Source organism: Wenjunlia tyrosinilytica, assembly GCF_014646055.1.
Lineage (GTDB): Bacteria > Actinomycetota > Actinomycetes > Streptomycetales > Streptomycetaceae > Wenjunlia > Wenjunlia tyrosinilytica.
Map to the genome: position 1 here is coordinate 189,089 of NZ_BMMS01000005.1, position 16,734 is coordinate 205,822.

Consider the following 16,734-nt stretch of genomic DNA (forward strand, 5'->3'; position numbering starts at 1 on the left):
CGAAGCTCCCACAACTCAACCATCCGATGAGACAATTCAGCAATATGTCTCGCGTCACGTACCGCCCGCGGAGCCGGGCCATGGGAGACTTGGCCAGGAGTCTGGATGGCCAGAAAGGACGGGGTGGGGGACGCGATGAACACGCTCGCCCGGCATCTGTCACGCGGCGAGCCGGAGCGCCGCAGTACACCGCACGACCTGCTGAGACTCTCGCGCAGGCGGTTCCTCGACGGCGTCCCCCTCGACATGGGCGGGCTCGCGGAGGAGCTGGGCGTCGGCAGGGCCACGGTCTACCGGTGGGCAGGCAACAAGGAACAGCTCCTGGGCGAGGTGATCTGGTCGCTCACCGAGCCCAGCATCCAGTTGGCCCGCGACGAGGCGCAGGGCAAGGGAGTGCCCTACCTGGTGGACTTCTTCCAGCGGTTCCTCAAGGTCGTCGACGGATTCACACCGCTGCGCACCCTGCTCACCGCCGACCCCGAGGGCGCGCTGCGGATCCTCACCTCGCGGCACAGCGGGGTCCAGTCCCGGGTCGTGGCGGCCGTCCGGGACCTCCTGCGCGAGCAGGTCGACGCGGGCGAGCTCGACCCGCCGGTCGACCTCGACACACTCGCCTACACGACCGTCCGCATCTGCGAGTCGTTCCTCTACAGCGACACCATCACGGGCACCGAGCGGGAGGTCGGGCAGGCGGTCGAGATCCTGCGGCTGCTCTTCACCGCCTCGTCGACCGCCGGCGGCAGGGCCGACCGGGACCGATAGTACGAGACTCTACGCAAAAATATCTCGCAACGAGACTGTTGCAGAGAATGTCTCACGCGTGTCAGCCTGCTAGGGCCACGGAGCCCTCCGGCGCCCGGGCGTCGTACCTCGATGACATGATCACTCCATGACTTGATCAGCGGAGGAACAACCGATGACCCTGTCGCTCGCCTGTGTCCTGGCCGAGTCCGCGCGGCGCCGCCCCCACCACGTCGCCGTCGTCCAAGGTGAACAGTGGGTGACCTACCAGCAGTTGTGGCGCGATGCCCTGGCACACGCGGCCGCCCTGCGCGAACTCGGTGTCCGCCCCGGCGACCGGGTGGCGCTGATGGCACCCAACACGGTGGCGTTCCCCCGCGAGTACTTCGCCATCCTGGCCGCGGGCGCCGTCGTGGTCCCGGTGCATCTCCTGCTCACCCCCCGGGAGATCGCCTTCATGCTCAAGGACAGCGGCAGCACCGTCCTGGTCTGCGCCCAGGACTTCGCCGAGCCCGCCGCGCGGGCGGCGGGCCCGGCCGGGGTCACCGTCGCGGTCACCGGGATGTCCCCCACCGCTCCCGTGGACGGCGCCGTGGACCTCGACGCGTCGGCGGCCCAGGTCGAGCCGCTGGGCAGCTATGTGACACGGGACGCGGCCGACCCCGCCGTCGTGCTCTACACCAGCGGTACGACGGGCAGGCCCAAGGGCGCCGTCCTCACGCAGTTGAACCTGGTGATGAACGCGACCACCAACGCGTTCGACGTCGTCGACATGCACGCCGACGACGTCGCTCTCGGATGCCTGCCGCTGTTCCACTCCTTCGGCCAGTCCTCGGCGATGAACTCCGCGTTCAGGGCGGGCATCACCCTCGTCCTCCAGCCGCGCTTCGACGCCGCCGAGGCTTTGGAACTGATGGTCCTGCACCATGTCACGATCTTCCTCGGCGTGCCCACGATGTACTTCGCACTGCTGGAGGAGGAGCCGCACGTGACCAGCCTGCCCAGGCTGCGCATGTGCATCTCCGGCGGCGCCTCTCTTCCCGTGCCGGTCCTCGAGGGCTTCCAGAACGCGTTCTCCACAACGATCTACGAGGGCTACGGCCTCTCGGAGACCTCCCCCACCTCCGCGGTGAACCAGCCTCGGCTGGGCACCCGGGCGGGCACCGTCGGGCACGCGGTCTGGGGCGTCGAGGTCGAGATAGCCCACCCCGAACCCGGTCGCCGCATCGAACTCCTCCCGCCCGGATCGCTCGGGGAGGTCGTCGTCCGCGGACACAACGTCTTCAGCGGCTACCTGGGGATGTCCGAGCAGACGGCGGAGGTCCTGGTCGACGGATGGCTGCGCACCGGCGACCTGGGGACGAAGGACGCCGACGGCTTCATCACCATCGTGGACCGAGTCAAGGACATGATCATCCGCGGCGGGTTCAATGTCTACCCCACCGAGGTGGAGGAGGTCCTGATCCAGCACCCGGACATCGGCCAGGTCGCGGTGATCGGCCTTCCGGACCCCCGCCAGGGCGAGGAGGTGTGCGCCGTCGTCGTGCCCGGCGCGGCGGGCGGCGCGAGCGGCGCCGAAGGGGCCCTGGACGAGGGCGAGATCATCTCCTGGGCCAAGGAGCGGCTGGGCAAGCACAAGTACCCCCGGCGAGTCGAGTTCGTCGACTCCCTCCCGCTCGGGCCCAGCCACAAGGTGCTCAAGCGCGAACTGCGCAAGCGCTTCGCCACGCAGGGCGCCTCGGCCGGCTGAGCGCGCGCCGCACGGCGGCCTGCCGGGCCGCCGTCTCGCACACGACTCTTCGATTCGGCCCAAGATTCTTGGGTGCTGGGCCTTTCACGCCCGGCATCGGCAATCTGATGCCTCGTGGGCCTCCCTGGCCGGAACCGGCCATGCGATTCGGCCTTCGTGGTGCGGTGGGCTCGCCTCGCACCATCAGATCGGGCGTCGGCCGCCCCGCCCTCGCCGAGGTGGGCGTCGGCGGGGCCGGCTGGGCTACGGCGGACCCGCCGGCCCTCCCTCATCATCAATTTGAGCCGTGGAAAGCCCTTCGGAAGCACCTGGCGGCTCATTTTTCGATAAACGGCGTCACGAGCTCGGGCAATTCACCGAAAACGGCCGCCCGAACGAAGATCATATGCACCGAAAGCCGCTTGCGATCTCATTCACATAGGAACAAACTAATGGCAGGCGCCAGCTGGAACCCCATGGACGGACGTCTTGGGAATCGGTTCACAAGCCGTCCGCCCCCAACCCCCCGAGGGGAGATTTTCGTGAATTGCAACTTCCGAGTGGATGTCCGTGGCAGCCTGCCGCTGCGCCGGCTCCACATTCGGACGATCGCCATCGTGCTCATCGTGCTCGTACTGATCGTGCAGGGACGTCCGGACACGACCCTGCTCGAGGAACTGACCAGGTAGTCCGCGCTGCTCCGAGGGGCGCCCGGGAGTCTTCCGGGCGCCCCTTCGGGCTGCCCGCAACCGCCCGCGAATCCTCGGGAATGCGTTCCGTGGCTCAGCGTACCGCAAATGCGCATCCAGGAGAATGCCCGACATGCAATTCCTCATGAAACCGGCCGGTAGCGATCCCGATCACCGCGTGGGGTCCATGAATTTGAAGCAATCGAGGTCCATCCCGATCCGGCGTGACCGGTGTGATCCGCCTCGACGCAGGGACGGCACGGCGAAATATTCGGCGGCGGAATTGAAGACGGAGAGACCGCGAACGGGCGCCGCGACCATCGAATTGAATCCCGAGGGGGCTTCGTACTCCGCTCACATGGCGAAAACCTTGTGGAACGGTCCCCGTTCCAGATCGTCGGGGTGTACCGCCGGGCACCCGTCGACCTCGACCCAGGCATGGAAGCGGTAGGGGTCCTCGGCGCTGCCGAGGCACCAGTCCAGGCTGAGGCGGTCCAGGGCGAGCGCGAGGACCGTCCCGAGGGACAGTTCGAGGCAGGCGGCGCGCCCCGGATAGCGGTGCGCCGCCCGGTGAACGGCCACGATCGCCGACGCCGCCTGCTCCGGAGCGGCCGAGTGCCGGCACCACCGCCGCTTCAGCAGGGTGACGGCGCCGGTCGTGAGGCGGAAGGGAAGCCGCAGGAGGCACAGCGCGGCGACCAGTCCCACCAGGCCCGCCGCCCGGTGCCGCCACCGCGGCCGGGTGCCGCCGACGGCTTCGGGCCCCCGCTCGTGCGGCGCCCTCCGCTCGCGCGGCGCACTCGACCCGTGGAGGAGCAGCAGGCCCCGCTCGACGAGTGCTTCGGCCAGTTCCTCGGCGTCGGCGCGCACATGCTCGCTCCGCACATGGGGGAAGCGACGGGTCATCGCGTCCACCGCCGTGTCGAAGTCGCCGGTGCGGTTCCATTCGTGCCAGAGTTCACCGGCCGTCCGGTTCATGGCGTACCACTGCCCGGACCGGGCGTTGAGGAGCACCGTTCCGCCGTGCGGGGCGTCGCTGGCGTGGACGTGCTCGGGGATGCGGAAATCGCTCATGGAGCGTGGGTCCTCTCCGGCGTCAGTGCCATGCCGTGCTCCGAAGCCACACTTCGGCGCCCAGCAGCCGGTTCAACGCCGGGAAAGGGGTCCTCAGCCCCATCCGGGCCCGCTCCAGCGAAGCGGCCACGGCACCTGGCTCGACGACCCCCAGCTCGGCCAGGCGCGAGCCCTCCAGCAGTGCCCGCAGCGCACCCGATGCCGCACGGGCGCCCAGGTGGTCCTCGTCGCTGTAGTCGCCCTTGGTCCGGCGGGTGAGCACCTGCGCGGGAACCCTGCCCGACAGCGCCGGGACGAGCAGCGGCTTGAAGGCGGGCGGTGCGGCCCGGCGGTGCGGCGGCAGCGTGAGGCAGGCGCGAATGACATCGCCGTCCAGGAACGGCGCCTGCGGCCATACGCCGAACTCGCGGGCGGCATCGGACAGCTGCCGCTGCACGGTGCCGGAGGTGCGCAGTTCGCCCAGCGCGGCGTGGTGTCCGGGAGAAGTACGCGGCAGATCCTTCCGGGCATCGGCCAGGGAGCGGGCCAGCTCCGCCAACTCCCCCCGCATGGAAGGGGTCAGCCAGGTGACCTCGGGGCCGGGGCCGGGACACCACGAGACGGCGTCCAGCCAGTGGAGGTCGCGTGGCCGAGGGGACTCCAGCCGGTCGGCCAGGCGTCGCAGCGCCGTGGCCATGGTCGTCCGGGACAGCCCCGCCGCCCGCAGGGCGACGGCGAGCGGGGACTCATGGCGTGAGCGGGCCAGCGCCCGGCTGTCATGGCCCAGTCTGCGCAACCTCCCGGGCCGCGCCAGGTCGGCCAGGTACGCGGGAGGAGGTACGAGGAGCGCGTCCCCGCCCTCGCCCCCGAGATGGATCTCGCCGCCCAGTCCCGCGATGCCCCGCAGACGCAGCCGGGTACGCGCCGCCGATGCCGCTCCGGGGTCGGGTTCGGCGGTGGGGGCGGCCCGTTCCAGGCCCTGGAAGCTCAATGTCTCCCGCGTGCCCGTGATGACTTCCCGTCGCAGGCGCTCGTCCAGCCGGGCGTATCTCTCGGCGTACTCGAGGTCGTCGCACGTGGTCCCGCAGCGGTGATAGGTGAGGACGTCGAGGGGACCCGCCAGGTGACGCAGTGCCAGAAAGGCCAGGGAGGTCGAGTCCAGTCCGCCGCTGAAATCAGCGGTCAGCGCTCGCCCGGCGGTGGCGCGCAGCCGGACGGCCGTCTCCAGCGCTTCGCCCAGGGCCTCGGCGGCCTCGCCCACAGGCACCCGCTCGTCGGGAAGGAGCGGTTCATACGTCCAGCGGCTGAGGCTGCCGTCGGCCGTGACCCGCAGGGCGTCGCCGCCGCCGAGTCGTCGCACGCCTTCCACGCCGGACCCGTCCTGGATCAGTTCCGGCGCCGCGGGGCAGAAGATCCTGGCCGCGAGCACCCGTACGTCCGGTCGGCGCGCGACACCCGCCGCGTCCGCGACCGCGGTCGGCCGTGTGCCGAACCGCAGACACCCCTGGCCGTGCCGGTAGTAGAGGGGGTACTGACCAGCCAGGTCCACGTAAGCCGTCAGGTCGTTCTCGCGCAGGACCAGGCACAGATGGCTTCCGGGCCATCGCGTCAGCTCCTGCGTCCGGCCGGTCTCCAGTGCCCGGTGCACGTCCTGCCGCATCCGCTGATCACTGATCAGGCACTGGCCGATCGTGACGACCGTTCCCCCGCCACCGCTGACGCTGCGCAGCTCGCCCTCCCGCCACTGGCCGAGCGACCAGATGTCATGGCCGCCCGTGCCGAGACGAGCGGCCGACGGTGGTACGGATCCGCCCCTTCGAGGGAAGGAGCCGATGAGTTCGGGTACCTGGCTGTGCCCGGCGGAATCGAGTGGCACGGAATCCGGCGCGGCATGCCGTGGCACGGCGGTGTCCCGCGCCGCCGTCTCCCCTCCGTGGTGCACCCCGTGCCGCACCGGCCCGCCCTACCAGTAGTACTGGGAGTTGGCGTCGGCGCTGCCGCTGCTGGAGCTGCCGAGCGTCACTTCCCGCACATGGCCGAGGTCGACCACGACGGGCCGTTCGTACTCCGGCTCCTCGATGCCATCCGCCGCGGTGGTAACCGATGCGGGAGATCCTGAGGATCCGGCCGATGACGCCTCGGAATTTCGCGACAAGACCATGCTTCCACCTTGAGTCGGCGCCTTCGCGGGGCGCCCACGGTTTCCCGGCCGCACACTCCGCGACGGTGTCAAGTGGCACTCGACTCTGCCTGGAGCCGTACGGTCCCACGTGTCCAATACGGCCACGTGCGTGGCACACGATGGCAGGTCCCGACGAGGCTTGTCCAAGCAGACTTCAGGACATGACCGTATGCACGTCGGGGCTGGGCCGTCCGTTCATGGACGCTTTCGGCAGAACCCGCGATGGATTTGCCGGAACGTGCCCATCAACCTGAATTCCTGTGGCCGGTTGCCCCGGGGCGGGAGTTCAAGTCGAAGGCCGAAGTGCGGAGAACCACGGCATCTCCTTCACACGGCACCTCCTTCACACCGCGCTTCTTTCACACCGCGCTTCTTTCCCAGCGGGCAGCCTTCAGATCGGGCGGCCTTCACATCAGCGGTTCACACCGGGCGGCCTTCACGCCGCGGCGCCCTGCGCCTCGTCGTTGCGCTCATGCGCTCTGAGCCCGAGCACCAGCGCTCCCTGTGCCTCCGTCAACTGCCGCAGCGAACTGAGCTTCAGCTCGAACCCGCTGGAGGGATCCACCGCGCCGCGCAGCGCACAGCGTTCGAGGGACTCCCGGCAGGGGCGCAGGACGAGGTCCCTGGCCGCGGCGAGTTGGCCGCCCAGCACGATCAGATCCGGGTTCAGCAGGTTGCACAGCTGGGAGAGCGCCAGCCCCAGGGTCCGCCCCGCGTCCTGGACCACGCGCAGGCACACCGCGTCCCCGGCATGGGCCCGGTCGATCAGTGAGGCGAGGGAGTTGGGCACATCCACGGCGTTCCCGGTGAGGGCCTGGCGCACCTGGCGGACGAGGAAGTCCGCGCCGATGACCGTCTCCAGGCAGCCCCGTCCACCGCAGCGGCACACCGTTCCGTCCGGCTCCAGGGTGAGGTGCCCGATCTCCCCGGCGATCCCCCGGTGGCCGCGGATCAGGTTGTTCCCGATGATCAGACCGGCCCCGATGCCCGTGGATGCCTTGATGTACACCACGGTCTCGAAGTCGGAGTCGGTCGCGTACGTCTGCTCGGCCAGCGCACCGAGGTTGGCGTCGTTGTCCTGCACCGCGCGCACGCCGAGCCACCGTCCGAGCTCCTGCGCGGGGGCGTCCCCCTCGGTCCACGGGGGCAGGACCGGGCTGGTGAAGGTGCCCGACCGGGGGTCCACCATGCGGGGAACGGCCAGCCCCAGGGAGACCACGTCGTCCCGGCCGAGCCCGGTGTCGGCCACCGCGGCCTCGATCATCTGACGGACGACGGGCATCACTTCCGGCAGGCCCCTATTGGCACCGCCCTCCTCGCGCTGGACGGATATGTCCCCGTGGTCCCGGTCCACCCGCCGGGCCACCACCGTCGCGTGGTTGAAGCCGAGGTGGACACCGACCGCGACCCCCTTCGCCGGGAGCAGGCGGACCCTCGTTCCGCGCCCGCTCCCTCTGGACGGGGCGCCCTTCTCGCCCTGGACCAGGCCCTCGAGCTCCAGTTCCCGCACCGTGTTCGAAACGGTCCCCTGGGAAAGCAGTGTGCGCCGCGCCAATCCGGCCTGGGTATCCGCCTTGATCATGATGGCGAGCAGGATGCGTTTGCGGTTGAACTCGCGCGTTCCCGTCGCAGGGCCGAGATGGTCACGTAACTGAAGCATCGGTCCCCCACCGTATGGCGGCACGCTTCACCTTGCCGCCCAGAGCCCTCAGATTATCATGTTGATCTTCAATTTAAATGCGGCTTCTCTTCAATCGGGCAATCGAAAGCCCGGACGGCAACGGCCGAGAATTCTCGCCACACGGGGTGTAACGATCGTCGGCGCGCGAAGGACCGCACGATGAAGGACTGCACGATGTACGACTCCGTCGTCAGGAGCAGCCATGAGTACGATCCCGATCGCCGACTACGCGCTGGTCTCGGACCGCCACAGCGCCGCCCTGGTCAGCCGGGACGGCTCGGTCGACTGGCTGTGCTTCCCGCGGTTCGACAGCCCCTCGGTCTTCGCGCGGCTGCTCGACGACGAGGCGGGCCACTGGTCGATCCACCCCGCGGTCCCCCATCAGGCGTCGCGCCGCTATCTGGACCGGACGATGGTCCTGGAGACCACGTTCAGCACCGCGTCCGGGACCTTGGTGCTCACCGACGCGCTGCTCGTCGGGGCGGACAACGGCGGGCACCGCCTCGGTGTCGGGGTTCCTCGGCTGCTGGCCCGCCGGCTCGCCTGCACCGACGGGGAGGTGCCGGTGGAGACCGTGTACCGGCCGCGGCCCGAGTACGGGCTCATCGCCCCGATCCTGTCCGAGGTGCCGTCGGGGGTGACCTCGCGAGGGGGCGCCGAGTGGCTGGTGCTGACCACGCCGGTCCGCCTGTCTCTCGGTGAGGCCATCGGCCGGGGCACCTTCACGCTCCGGGCCGGGGAGACCGTGTACTTCGGGCTGCACCGCTCGACTCTCGAGGAGACCCCGGCGCGCGTCTGGGCGCAGGAGGAGCTGGCCTCCCGGCTGGAATCCACGATCGGCGCCTGGCGCTCGTGGTCGGATCTGCACCAGGCGTACAACGGGCCCTGGCGCGACCTGGTCCACCACTGCGGCCGTGTCCTCCAGGCCCTGTCGTTCCAGCCGAGCGGCGCCATCGTCGCCGCCGCGACCACCTCACTGCCCGAGGGGGTGGGAGGCGAGCGGAACTGGGACTACCGCTACACCTGGGTGCGCGACGCCAGCCTCACGATGGAGGCGCTGTGGGTGGCCGCCTGCCCGGACGAGGCGAACGACTTCTTCTCCTTCCTGACCACGGCCGCACCCTCACTGGACCGGAAGAAGTCGCTGCAGATCATGTTCGGCGTCGGCGGCGAGCACGACCTGTCCGAGCGCATCCTCCCGCACCTGCGCGGCTGGCGCGGAAGCCGGCCCGTGCGGGTGGGCAACGGGGCGTGGAACCAACAGCAGATCGACGTCTACGGCGAACTCCTCGACGCGGCCCACCGCCTCGCCGACCAGCTCGACGGGATCGACGACGACACCCGGCACTTCCTGGCGGCCTGCGCGGACACCGCGGCCGAGCGGTGGACGGAGAAGGACCAGGGAATCTGGGAGGTGCGCGGCGAGCCCCGCCACTTCCTCTACTCCAAGGTCATGTGCTGGACGGCGCTGGACCGGGCCATCGAACTCGCCGGCCTGCTGCGGGCCGAGGACCGCGTCAAGCAGTGGGCGCGGATCCGTGACGACATCCACCGCACGGTCCTGCGGGAAGGGTGGAACAGGGACGTGGGCGCGTTCACCCAGTACTTCGGCTCCTCCGCCCTGGACGCCTCCAATCTGATGATGCCGATCGTCGGCTTCCTGCCCGCCGACGACCCGCGCATGCTCGCCACGATCGACGCCGTCGAGGAGCGGCTGACCGACGAGGCCGGACTCGTCTACCGGTACCGCGCCGAGGGCGAGGTCGACGGGCTCGAGGGAGAGGAGGGCACCTTCCTGCTCTGCACGTTCTGGCTCGCCCATGCTCTGGCGCTCGCCGGTCAGGGCGTCCGCGCCCGGGCGGTGTTCGAACGGGCCGCGGGCTACGTCAACGACGTCGGCCTGCTCGCCGAGGAGGTCGATCCGGCGGGCGGCGAGCTGCTGGGGAACTTCCCCCAGGCCTTCAGCCACATCGGCCTGGTCAATGCCGCGTGGGCCATCAGCGAGGTCCGGCAGACCGTCGCGGCGTGAGCGCTCCGGCGGGCGGGCGCGGCCCTTCCCCGGAGCACCGGGCTCCGTACGCCAGGTCCCCATGAGCCCGTCCCCGTACACCGGGCCTCCGTACGCCGGGTCCCCGTACGCCGGGTCCCCGTACGCCAGGTCCCCGTACGCCAGGTCCCAAGCACGCCCGGTCCCCGCACGCCGGTGCTCCGGTCACCCCACTTCCATGGCGAGAGCACCGAAGTACCCCTCGACACGGCTTCGCAGCCCCGCCCGTGCCCGGTGCAGGAGCACCCGCTGATTGGCCTTCGAGACCCTGAGCATCCGGCAGGTCTCCTCCGCGGAGTAGCCGTAGAGGTCCCGCAGCTCGATCACCGCCCGCTGGCGGGGCGGCAGTCGCCCCAGCTCGGCCGCCAGCACTCGACGTGCCTCCGCGGCGAGCAGCTCACCCTCCGGGGTCGTCGGCCAGGGCAGCGGAAGGACCGCCCAGGGCTCGGGCCATGGGTCCTCACGACCGCCACCGCTTCGCCGAAGGCGGCGAGGATCGGGCACCGGTCCGCCGCCTTGGCCGTCGAGCGCCGCGGTGGGTACGGTCCTGTGCTCGCGAACACCGCAGCTCTTGGCCTTGTTGAGCAGGATGCGGAAGACCCAGGTGCGCAGGGACGACCGCCGCTCGAAGCGTTCCAGTCCGTGCAGCACCGCCAGCCACGTCTCCTGCACCGTGTCCTCGGCCGACTGCACGGTGTTCACGTGCATCCTCGCCAGGCGCAGCATCACCGGTGACCAGGAGTCCATCAGCGAGGTGAGCGCGTCCTCGTCCCCGTCCATCAACCGCCTGACGACCAGCGCCTCCCCGGCCGCGTCGATGCCCACTCGACCGCCTCCGCTCCATGCCCCGTCCGTGGCTCCCGTTCCGTGCCCCCGTCGGCGGCTGCCCCTCGACCGGCCACGGCACCTCCCCCGGGCTCCCGCAGAAACCACGCTACGCCCGGCAGGACACCCCCGCTCAGCCGCCGCGGAGCCCGCCCGGCAGCGAGCTGCGGCCAGAACGCGCTGGTGGGAGACTGGGCTCATCGGTCCCACCAGCGGATCTCCGGGCGGGCCGGACCGGGGGCGGCAGCCCGGCGGTTCCCACCCGCCAGGAGGCGCCCCATGGATCGCACCACGGCTGACCGCGCCGGATCAGGCGGGGCGGCGGAGGGCGGCACCGTCACGACCGTCTCGCCCCAGCAGGATGTCCGCCAGTGGACACCCCAGGAGAGAGCCGAGCGGGGAAAGGCCGCCCGGGCGCACAGCCCGCGGTCCGCGCACGGCGAGTTCGAGCCCTCGGCCCAGCGGCGGGATCCCGTGGACGTCATCGAGCGGCAGTCGGCGACGCGGGTCCCCGAGCTGGTACCGATCCGCTACGCGCGGATGACCGAGTCGCCGTTCCGCTTCTACCGGGGCGCCGCCGCCATCATGGCCGCCGACCTGGCGGGCACTCCCGACTCCGGGTTCAGGGCGCAGCTGTGCGGTGACGCCCACATGCTGAACTTCCGGCTGCTGGGCTCTCCGGAGCGGCGGCTGATGTTCGACATCAACGACTTCGACGAGACGCTTCCGGGGCCGTGGGAGTGGGACGTCAAACGGCTGTCCGCGAGCCTGGTCATCGCGGCGCGCGCCAACGGCTTCACCGATCAGGAGCGCGCGGACATCGTGCGGGCGGCCGTGCGGTCCTACCGCGAGCGGATGCGCATGCTCGCCGGGATGGACAACCTCTCGGTCTGGTACACCCGGATCGAAGCGGACCAGCTCCAGTTGTCGGCCGCTCCCCGGCTGGCGAAACGGGGCCGCAAGCGCCTGTCGCGGGCCATGGAGAAGGCCCGCTCCCGCGACAACCTCCAGGCGTTCGACAAGCTCACGGACCTGGTGGACGGGGAGCGTCGCATCGCCGCCGACCCGCCGCTGATCGTGCCGCTGACCGATCTGCTGCCGGGGGTGGAGCGCACCCTGCTCGAGGACAACATCCGAGCGCTGATCGAGCAGTACAGCCGCAGCCTGCAGTCCGACCGGGCGGCCCTGCTCAAGCAGTACCGGGTGGTGGATGTGGCGCGGAAGGTCGTGGGGGTGGGCAGCGTCGGCACGCGCTGCTGGATCGTCCTCCTCCTCGGCCGCGACGACCACGACCCGCTGCTCCTCCAGGCCAAGGAGGCGGACACCTCCGTGCTCGCCGAGTACGCCGGGGCGAGCGAGTACGACAACCAGGGCAGGCGTGTGGTGTCCGGGCAGCGGCTGATGCAGGCGGCCTCCGACATCTTCCTGGGCTGGCACAGGGGCCTGGGCATCGACGGCAGGCAGCGCGACTTCTATGTGCGCCAGCTGCACGACTGGAAGGGCATCGCCGTGCCGGAGGAGATGATCCCGAGCGGTATGCGGATGTTCGGCGAGGTGTGCGGAGCGACGCTGGCGCGCGCCCATGCCAGGTCGGGCGACCGCATCGCCATCGCGGCCTACCTGGGGGGCAGCGACAGCTTCGACCGTGCCCTGGCGCGGTTCGCCGAGAGCTACGCGGACCAGAACGAACGCGACCACCAGGCCCTGGTCGACGCCGTCGGCGCGGGCCGGGTCAAGGCCGAGGCGGCCTGAACACGTCCGCCCGAGATGCCAGAACCGCACAGGGGTGCCAGCCTGGAATCGGAGACCACCGTTCCGGCCGCCGGCCGGGGCGTGGCGCACTCTCACGAAGGAGCCAGACATGGCCAGTCATGTAGGCCACAGGCACGGCACCCAGAGCTGGAGCTCCGCCCACCCCATGGTGACCGGGTGGACGGTGGCCGCGGCGGTGCTGATGATCTTCGGTGGATTGATGGCGGTCTTCGAGGGGATCGCCGCGATCTCGAAGGACAGCGTGTTCGTCGCCACCCGTAACTACACGTACCAGTTCAGCCTGAACGGCTGGGGCTGGACCCATCTCATCCTGGGCATCGTCATCACTCTCGCCGGGTTCGCGCTGTTCAGCGGGGCGCTGTGGGCACGTGCCGTCGGTGTGGTCCTCGCGGGGCTGAGCATGCTCGCGAACTTCATGTGGCTGCCGTACAACCCGGTGTGGGCCATCGCGCTGATCGCTGTGGACGCGTTCATCATCTGGGCGCTGTGCGCTCCCCGCCGCGACAGGGCGGCGTGAGGGGCCGAGGGTTCGTCTGTGAGCCAGGGTTCCTCTGTGAGTCGCGGGTCGTCGGGGATGGCTGGGGCCGAGAAGGCGGGCAGGGCTGAGGCGCCGAATGCGACGTCCATGCGGTTGGCCCATCGGTGCGGTTGGCCCATCGGTGTGGAATAGCTGCCTCCGATGGGCCAGGGGCGCGCGCCCTTGCGGGCGGTCGCGCATCCGCGGTGCTTCGTTGATCCACGGGCCGGGGTACGACGCCCCGGCCCGTGGCGCGCTGACCGGGCTGCCTCGCCGCCGACGGATTCAGACCGCCTCCGCCGCGGCACCGAGAGGAAGTCATCAGTGGTCTCCAGCAGTGACGGGACCGCCCCCTTCGACTACCCGATCCTGAAGGGGCAGAAGGCCCTGGTGACCGGAGCCAACTCCGGCATCGGGAGGGCCACCGCGGTCGGGCTGGGGCGGGTGGGCGCCGACGTCGTGGTCAACTACGTCGCCGGCAAGGAGGACGCGGAAGCGGTCGTGCGGGAGATCCAGGGCCTCGGGGTGAACGCCTACGCGCACGAGGCGGATGTCTCCTCGCAGGACCAGGTCGCCGACATGGTCTCCCGCATGGTCCAGGAGTTCGGGACGATCGACATCATGGTCGCCAACGCCGGCCTGCAGCGGGACGCCGCCCTCACCGACATGACCCTCGACCAGTGGCGCAAGGTGCTGGACGTCAACCTCACGGGCCAGTTCCTGTGCGCCAGGGAGGCGACCAAGGAGTTCCTGCGCCGGGGTGTGGTGCCGAAGGTCTCCCGCTCCGCGGGAAAGATCATCTGTATGAGCTCGGTGCACCAGGTCATCCCCTGGGCCGGGCATGTGAACTACGCCGCCTCCAAGGGCGGGGTGCAGATGATGATGGAGACTCTGGCGCAGGAGCTGGCTCCTCACCGGATCCGGGTCAACGCGGTCGCGCCCGGCGCGATCCGCACCCCCATCAACCGCGACGCGTGGGCCACCCCGCAGGCCGAGGCCGAGCTGCTGAAGCTGATCCCCTACGACAGGGTCGGCGATCCGGAGGACATCGCCAACGCGGTGGCGGTCCTCGCCTCCGACTACTGCGACTACGTCGTGGGGACCACGCTCTACGTCGACGGCGGTATGACGCTCTTCCCGGGATTCGCCACAGGGGGCTGACGCGGTCCCGAGACGAGGCGCACATGATCAGCGGTATCGCCCTGCTGGGCGCCGCTCCCCCGCAACTGCTGCCCGCGCGGGAGCTCATGGCCTTCACCCTGGCCTCGCACATCCTTCTCGTCCCCTTCGGCGCGGCGCTTCCGTTCCTCACGCCCCTGATGCGCTACCGGGGCCTGCGGTTCATCGGCCCGGCGCTCGTCCTGCTGTACCGGCTGGACACCCGGGGGGATCTGGAACCGCTCACCGACACCGATCTGAGAGGGAGGGCGCGATGAGCGAATCAGGCGCAGGGGGCGACGGGGAGGAGCTCTCGGAGGGTGAGCGGGAGGAACTCGTCGAGCTGCGGCGCCGGGTGACGGCGCTGGAATCGGCCGTGCCGCACCGCGCGGGCCCCCGCCACTGGCCGCGGACGCTGGGTTCGACCGTCCTGGTCCTCATCGCTTCGGTGCTGGCCATGCTGTCGGTCCTGTCGGTGTGGATGTACGGCATCGTGGGCGACACGGACCGCTATGTCGAAACCGTCGCACCGCTGGCGAGCAACCACGACATCCAGGAAGCGGTCACCAACCGGGTCACCGGCGCGGTGCTGGCGCAGATCGATGTGAAGTCCCTGGTGAAGCAGCTGTCGGACGCGGCGAGCCAGCAGGGCGTCCCACCGCGGGCCTCCGCGCTGATCAACGATCTGAGCGGCCCCATCACCAGCGGCCTGACGGAGCTGGTCAAGAGCACCGTCACGAAGGTGGTCTCCAGCAGCGCCTTCGAGACCGTCTGGGTGGACGCCAACCGCCGGGTCCACACGGCGCTGGTCAAGGCCCTGACGGGCAAGGGCGGAAGCACGGTGTCGCTGAAGAACAACCAGGTCACCATCGACCTCGGACCCATCGTCGAGCAGGTCAAGGACGCTCTGGTCAAGGCCGGCTTCGCCCCGGCGGCGAAGATCCCGACCGTCCACACCGACTTCGTGGTCTTCGCCTCCAAGGACATCGGCAAGATCAAGACCTACTTCCGTCTGCTACAGGTCCTCGGCGTCTGGCTGCCCGTGGTCACCCTGCTGGTCGCCGCGGCGGGGGTGTTCCTGGCCGTCGACCGGCGCCGGGGGCTGATCGGGGCGGCACTGGGGATCGCGGCCGCCATGCTTCTGCTCGCCGTCGCCCTGACGGCCTTCCGGGCCGTCTACCTCGACCGGCTGCCCCCGGGAGCCTCGGAGGACGCCGCGGCCGCGGTGTACGACACGCTGGTCAGATTCCTGCGCGCCGGTGTCCTCGCGCTCGGCACACTGGCCCTGGTGACCGCGATCGGCGCCTTCCTCGTCGGTCCGTCCCGCGTCGCGGTCGCCACCCGCAAGGTCTTCCGCACCGGCATCGGCGCCCTGCGCGACACGGCCGTGTCGGCGGGCATGAAGCTGGGCCCGGTGGGCCCCTTCGTCCACCGCTACAAGCGCTGGATCGGCGGTGCCGTCCTGCTGGGCGCCGTGATCGTGCTGTTCACCTGGAGCTACCCGACCGCGCCGGTCGTGGTGTGGACCCTGGCGGTGGTACTGGCCTGCCTCGCCGTACGCGAGTTCCTCGACATCCCTCGGGACAACGGCGGCCGTCGACCGCCACCGAGCGGGGCCGACGGGGCCGCGGCGGGCGGCGGCTGAGGCCCGGCGCGATGAGAGTGCCGCACCGCGACTCCCCCCGGCGGCAGGGCCGGCGCCTGCTGCTGCGCTCGCTCCTGCGCTCGACCCTCATCGTGGTCCTGCTGGTCGTGATCTACTACGTGGCTCCCCTGGACCGGGAGCTCGACGCCCTCACGGCCGTCATCCTGGTGGTGGGGCTGCTGCTGTTCACGCTCCTGGTCGCCCGGCAGGTCAGGGCCATCACCCGGGCGGAGCATCCGCGGCTGCGCGCGGTCGAGGCCCTGGCGACCTCCGTGCCGCTTCTTCTGATCCTGTTCGCCGGCGCGTACTTCATCATCGAGAGGAACCGGCCGGGAGCGTTCTCCCAACGGCTGGACCGAACGGACTCCCTGTACTTCACGGTCACCGTGTTCGCCACCGTGGGCTTCGGCGACATCGTGCCCGTGACCTCGGGCGCGCGGATCGTGACCATGCTGCAGATGCTCTTCGACCTGGTGGCCGTCGGTCTGACCGCGAGGGTCATCCTGAGCGCGGTCCAGGTCGGTTTGCAGCGGCGGCCTGGGGGATCGGGGCCGAAAGATCCCGCCCCGCCCGGCGGAGACGGCGGACCGCCCTGACGGCGGGCATGCCGGGCGGCGGCCGGCCGTCCGGGCCGGGGCAGGGGGCGGTTGCGGCGCGTCGCACCGCAACCGCCCCTGCCGCCCTTCGTCGCCCC

Annotated in this window: 15 protein-coding genes; 10 read left to right on the top strand and 5 right to left on the bottom strand. The window is 70.5% G+C overall.

Annotated features, from left to right (window positions below):
• Positions 1-105 precede the first annotated feature (105 nt).
• From IEY86_RS07670 to IEY86_RS07680, 3 genes are all read left to right on the top strand, one after another.
• Positions 106-762 carry a TetR/AcrR family transcriptional regulator gene (locus IEY86_RS07670; RefSeq protein ID WP_189130769.1) on the top strand — a complete coding sequence of 219 codons (657 nt, stop codon included), beginning with the start codon at positions 106-108 and terminating at the stop codon, positions 760-762.
• 154 nt (positions 763-916) lie between these two features.
• Positions 917-2,491: a long-chain-fatty-acid--CoA ligase gene (locus IEY86_RS07675; protein WP_189130770.1), complete on the top strand. Its 1,575-nt coding sequence runs from the start codon at positions 917-919 to the stop codon at positions 2,489-2,491.
• A 521-nt stretch (positions 2,492-3,012) separates the two neighbouring features.
• Positions 3,013-3,159: a hypothetical protein gene (locus tag IEY86_RS07680; RefSeq protein ID WP_189130771.1), complete on the top strand. Its 147-nt coding sequence runs from the start codon at positions 3,013-3,015 to the stop codon at positions 3,157-3,159.
• A gap of 354 nt (positions 3,160-3,513) precedes the next feature.
• Here the strand turns inward: IEY86_RS07680 and IEY86_RS07685 are convergent, their stop codons facing one another.
• From IEY86_RS07685 to IEY86_RS07700, 4 genes are all read right to left on the bottom strand, one after another.
• Positions 3,514-4,233: a lasso peptide biosynthesis B2 protein gene (locus IEY86_RS07685; RefSeq protein WP_189130772.1), complete on the bottom strand. Its 720-nt coding sequence runs from the start codon at positions 4,231-4,233 to the stop codon at positions 3,514-3,516.
• Positions 4,234-4,255: 22 nt separating this feature from the next.
• On the bottom strand, positions 4,256-6,088 hold the full coding sequence (locus IEY86_RS07690; RefSeq protein WP_189130773.1) for an albusnodin/ikarugamycin family macrolactam cyclase: 1,833 nt from the start codon (positions 6,086-6,088) through the stop codon (positions 4,256-4,258).
• A gap of 87 nt (positions 6,089-6,175) precedes the next feature.
• Positions 6,176-6,373 (bottom strand): lasso RiPP family leader peptide-containing protein, encoded by a 198-nt coding sequence (locus IEY86_RS36285; protein ID WP_229698224.1) that lies wholly within the window; start codon positions 6,371-6,373, stop codon positions 6,176-6,178.
• A 457-nt stretch (positions 6,374-6,830) separates the two neighbouring features.
• Positions 6,831-8,054 (bottom strand): ROK family transcriptional regulator, encoded by a 1,224-nt coding sequence (locus tag IEY86_RS07700; protein WP_189130774.1) that lies wholly within the window; start codon positions 8,052-8,054, stop codon positions 6,831-6,833.
• Positions 8,055-8,277: 223 nt separating this feature from the next.
• On the opposite strand from IEY86_RS07700, the gene IEY86_RS07705 reads away from it, so the two are divergent.
• A complete protein-coding gene (locus tag IEY86_RS07705; RefSeq protein ID WP_189130775.1) occupies positions 8,278-10,104 on the top strand; it encodes a glycoside hydrolase family 15 protein in 1,827 nt (608 codons plus the stop codon).
• A gap of 183 nt (positions 10,105-10,287) precedes the next feature.
• On the opposite strand, the gene IEY86_RS07710 is transcribed toward IEY86_RS07705, so the two are convergent.
• Entirely contained in the window at positions 10,288-10,947 is a 660-nt protein-coding gene (locus tag IEY86_RS07710) for an RNA polymerase sigma factor (RefSeq protein WP_229698225.1), read from the bottom strand.
• A 279-nt stretch (positions 10,948-11,226) separates the two neighbouring features.
• Here IEY86_RS07710 and IEY86_RS07715 point away from each other — a divergent pair, with 279 nt between their 5' ends.
• From IEY86_RS07715 to IEY86_RS07740, 6 genes are all read left to right on the top strand, one after another.
• On the top strand, positions 11,227-12,699 hold the full coding sequence (locus IEY86_RS07715; protein ID WP_189130776.1) for a DUF2252 domain-containing protein: 1,473 nt from the start codon (positions 11,227-11,229) through the stop codon (positions 12,697-12,699).
• A 109-nt stretch (positions 12,700-12,808) separates the two neighbouring features.
• Positions 12,809-13,237 carry a DUF7144 family membrane protein gene (locus tag IEY86_RS07720; protein WP_189130777.1) on the top strand — a complete coding sequence of 143 codons (429 nt, stop codon included), beginning with the start codon at positions 12,809-12,811 and terminating at the stop codon, positions 13,235-13,237.
• A gap of 366 nt (positions 13,238-13,603) precedes the next feature.
• Positions 13,604-14,398, top strand: coding sequence for an SDR family oxidoreductase (locus tag IEY86_RS07725; RefSeq protein WP_189130868.1), 795 nt, complete (start codon positions 13,604-13,606; stop codon positions 14,396-14,398).
• A gap of 23 nt (positions 14,399-14,421) precedes the next feature.
• Positions 14,422-14,673 (top strand): hypothetical protein, encoded by a 252-nt coding sequence (locus IEY86_RS38000; RefSeq protein WP_373286970.1) that lies wholly within the window; start codon positions 14,422-14,424, stop codon positions 14,671-14,673.
• Positions 14,670-16,040 carry a hypothetical protein gene (locus IEY86_RS07735; RefSeq protein WP_229698226.1) on the top strand — a complete coding sequence of 457 codons (1,371 nt, stop codon included), beginning with the start codon at positions 14,670-14,672 and terminating at the stop codon, positions 16,038-16,040. Before IEY86_RS38000 ends, IEY86_RS07735 begins: the two co-directional genes overlap by 4 nt.
• An 11-nt stretch (positions 16,041-16,051) precedes the next feature.
• A complete protein-coding gene (locus IEY86_RS07740; RefSeq protein ID WP_189130778.1) occupies positions 16,052-16,636 on the top strand; it encodes a potassium channel family protein in 585 nt (194 codons plus the stop codon).
• The last annotated feature ends 98 nt before the right edge of the window (positions 16,637-16,734 follow it).

Coding starts and splice junctions, on each gene's coding strand:
- IEY86_RS07740 (WP_189130778.1), top strand. CDS start 16,052: ATGAGAGTGCCGCACCGCGACTCCCCCCGGCGGCAGGGCCGGCGCCTG.
- IEY86_RS38000 (WP_373286970.1), top strand. CDS start 14,422: ATGATCAGCGGTATCGCCCTGCTGGGCGCCGCTCCCCCGCAACTGCTG.
- IEY86_RS07700 (WP_189130774.1), bottom strand. CDS start 8,054: ATGCTTCAGTTACGTGACCATCTCGGCCCTGCGACGGGAACGCGCGAG.
- IEY86_RS07685 (WP_189130772.1), bottom strand. CDS start 4,233: ATGAGCGATTTCCGCATCCCCGAGCACGTCCACGCCAGCGACGCCCCG.
- IEY86_RS07675 (WP_189130770.1), top strand. CDS start 917: ATGACCCTGTCGCTCGCCTGTGTCCTGGCCGAGTCCGCGCGGCGCCGC.
- IEY86_RS07670 (WP_189130769.1), top strand. CDS start 106: ATGGCCAGAAAGGACGGGGTGGGGGACGCGATGAACACGCTCGCCCGG.
- IEY86_RS07735 (WP_229698226.1), top strand. CDS start 14,670: ATGAGCGAATCAGGCGCAGGGGGCGACGGGGAGGAGCTCTCGGAGGGT.
- IEY86_RS07715 (WP_189130776.1), top strand. CDS start 11,227: ATGGATCGCACCACGGCTGACCGCGCCGGATCAGGCGGGGCGGCGGAG.
- IEY86_RS36285 (WP_229698224.1), bottom strand. CDS start 6,373: ATGGTCTTGTCGCGAAATTCCGAGGCGTCATCGGCCGGATCCTCAGGA.
- IEY86_RS07705 (WP_189130775.1), top strand. CDS start 8,278: ATGAGTACGATCCCGATCGCCGACTACGCGCTGGTCTCGGACCGCCAC.
- IEY86_RS07720 (WP_189130777.1), top strand. CDS start 12,809: ATGGCCAGTCATGTAGGCCACAGGCACGGCACCCAGAGCTGGAGCTCC.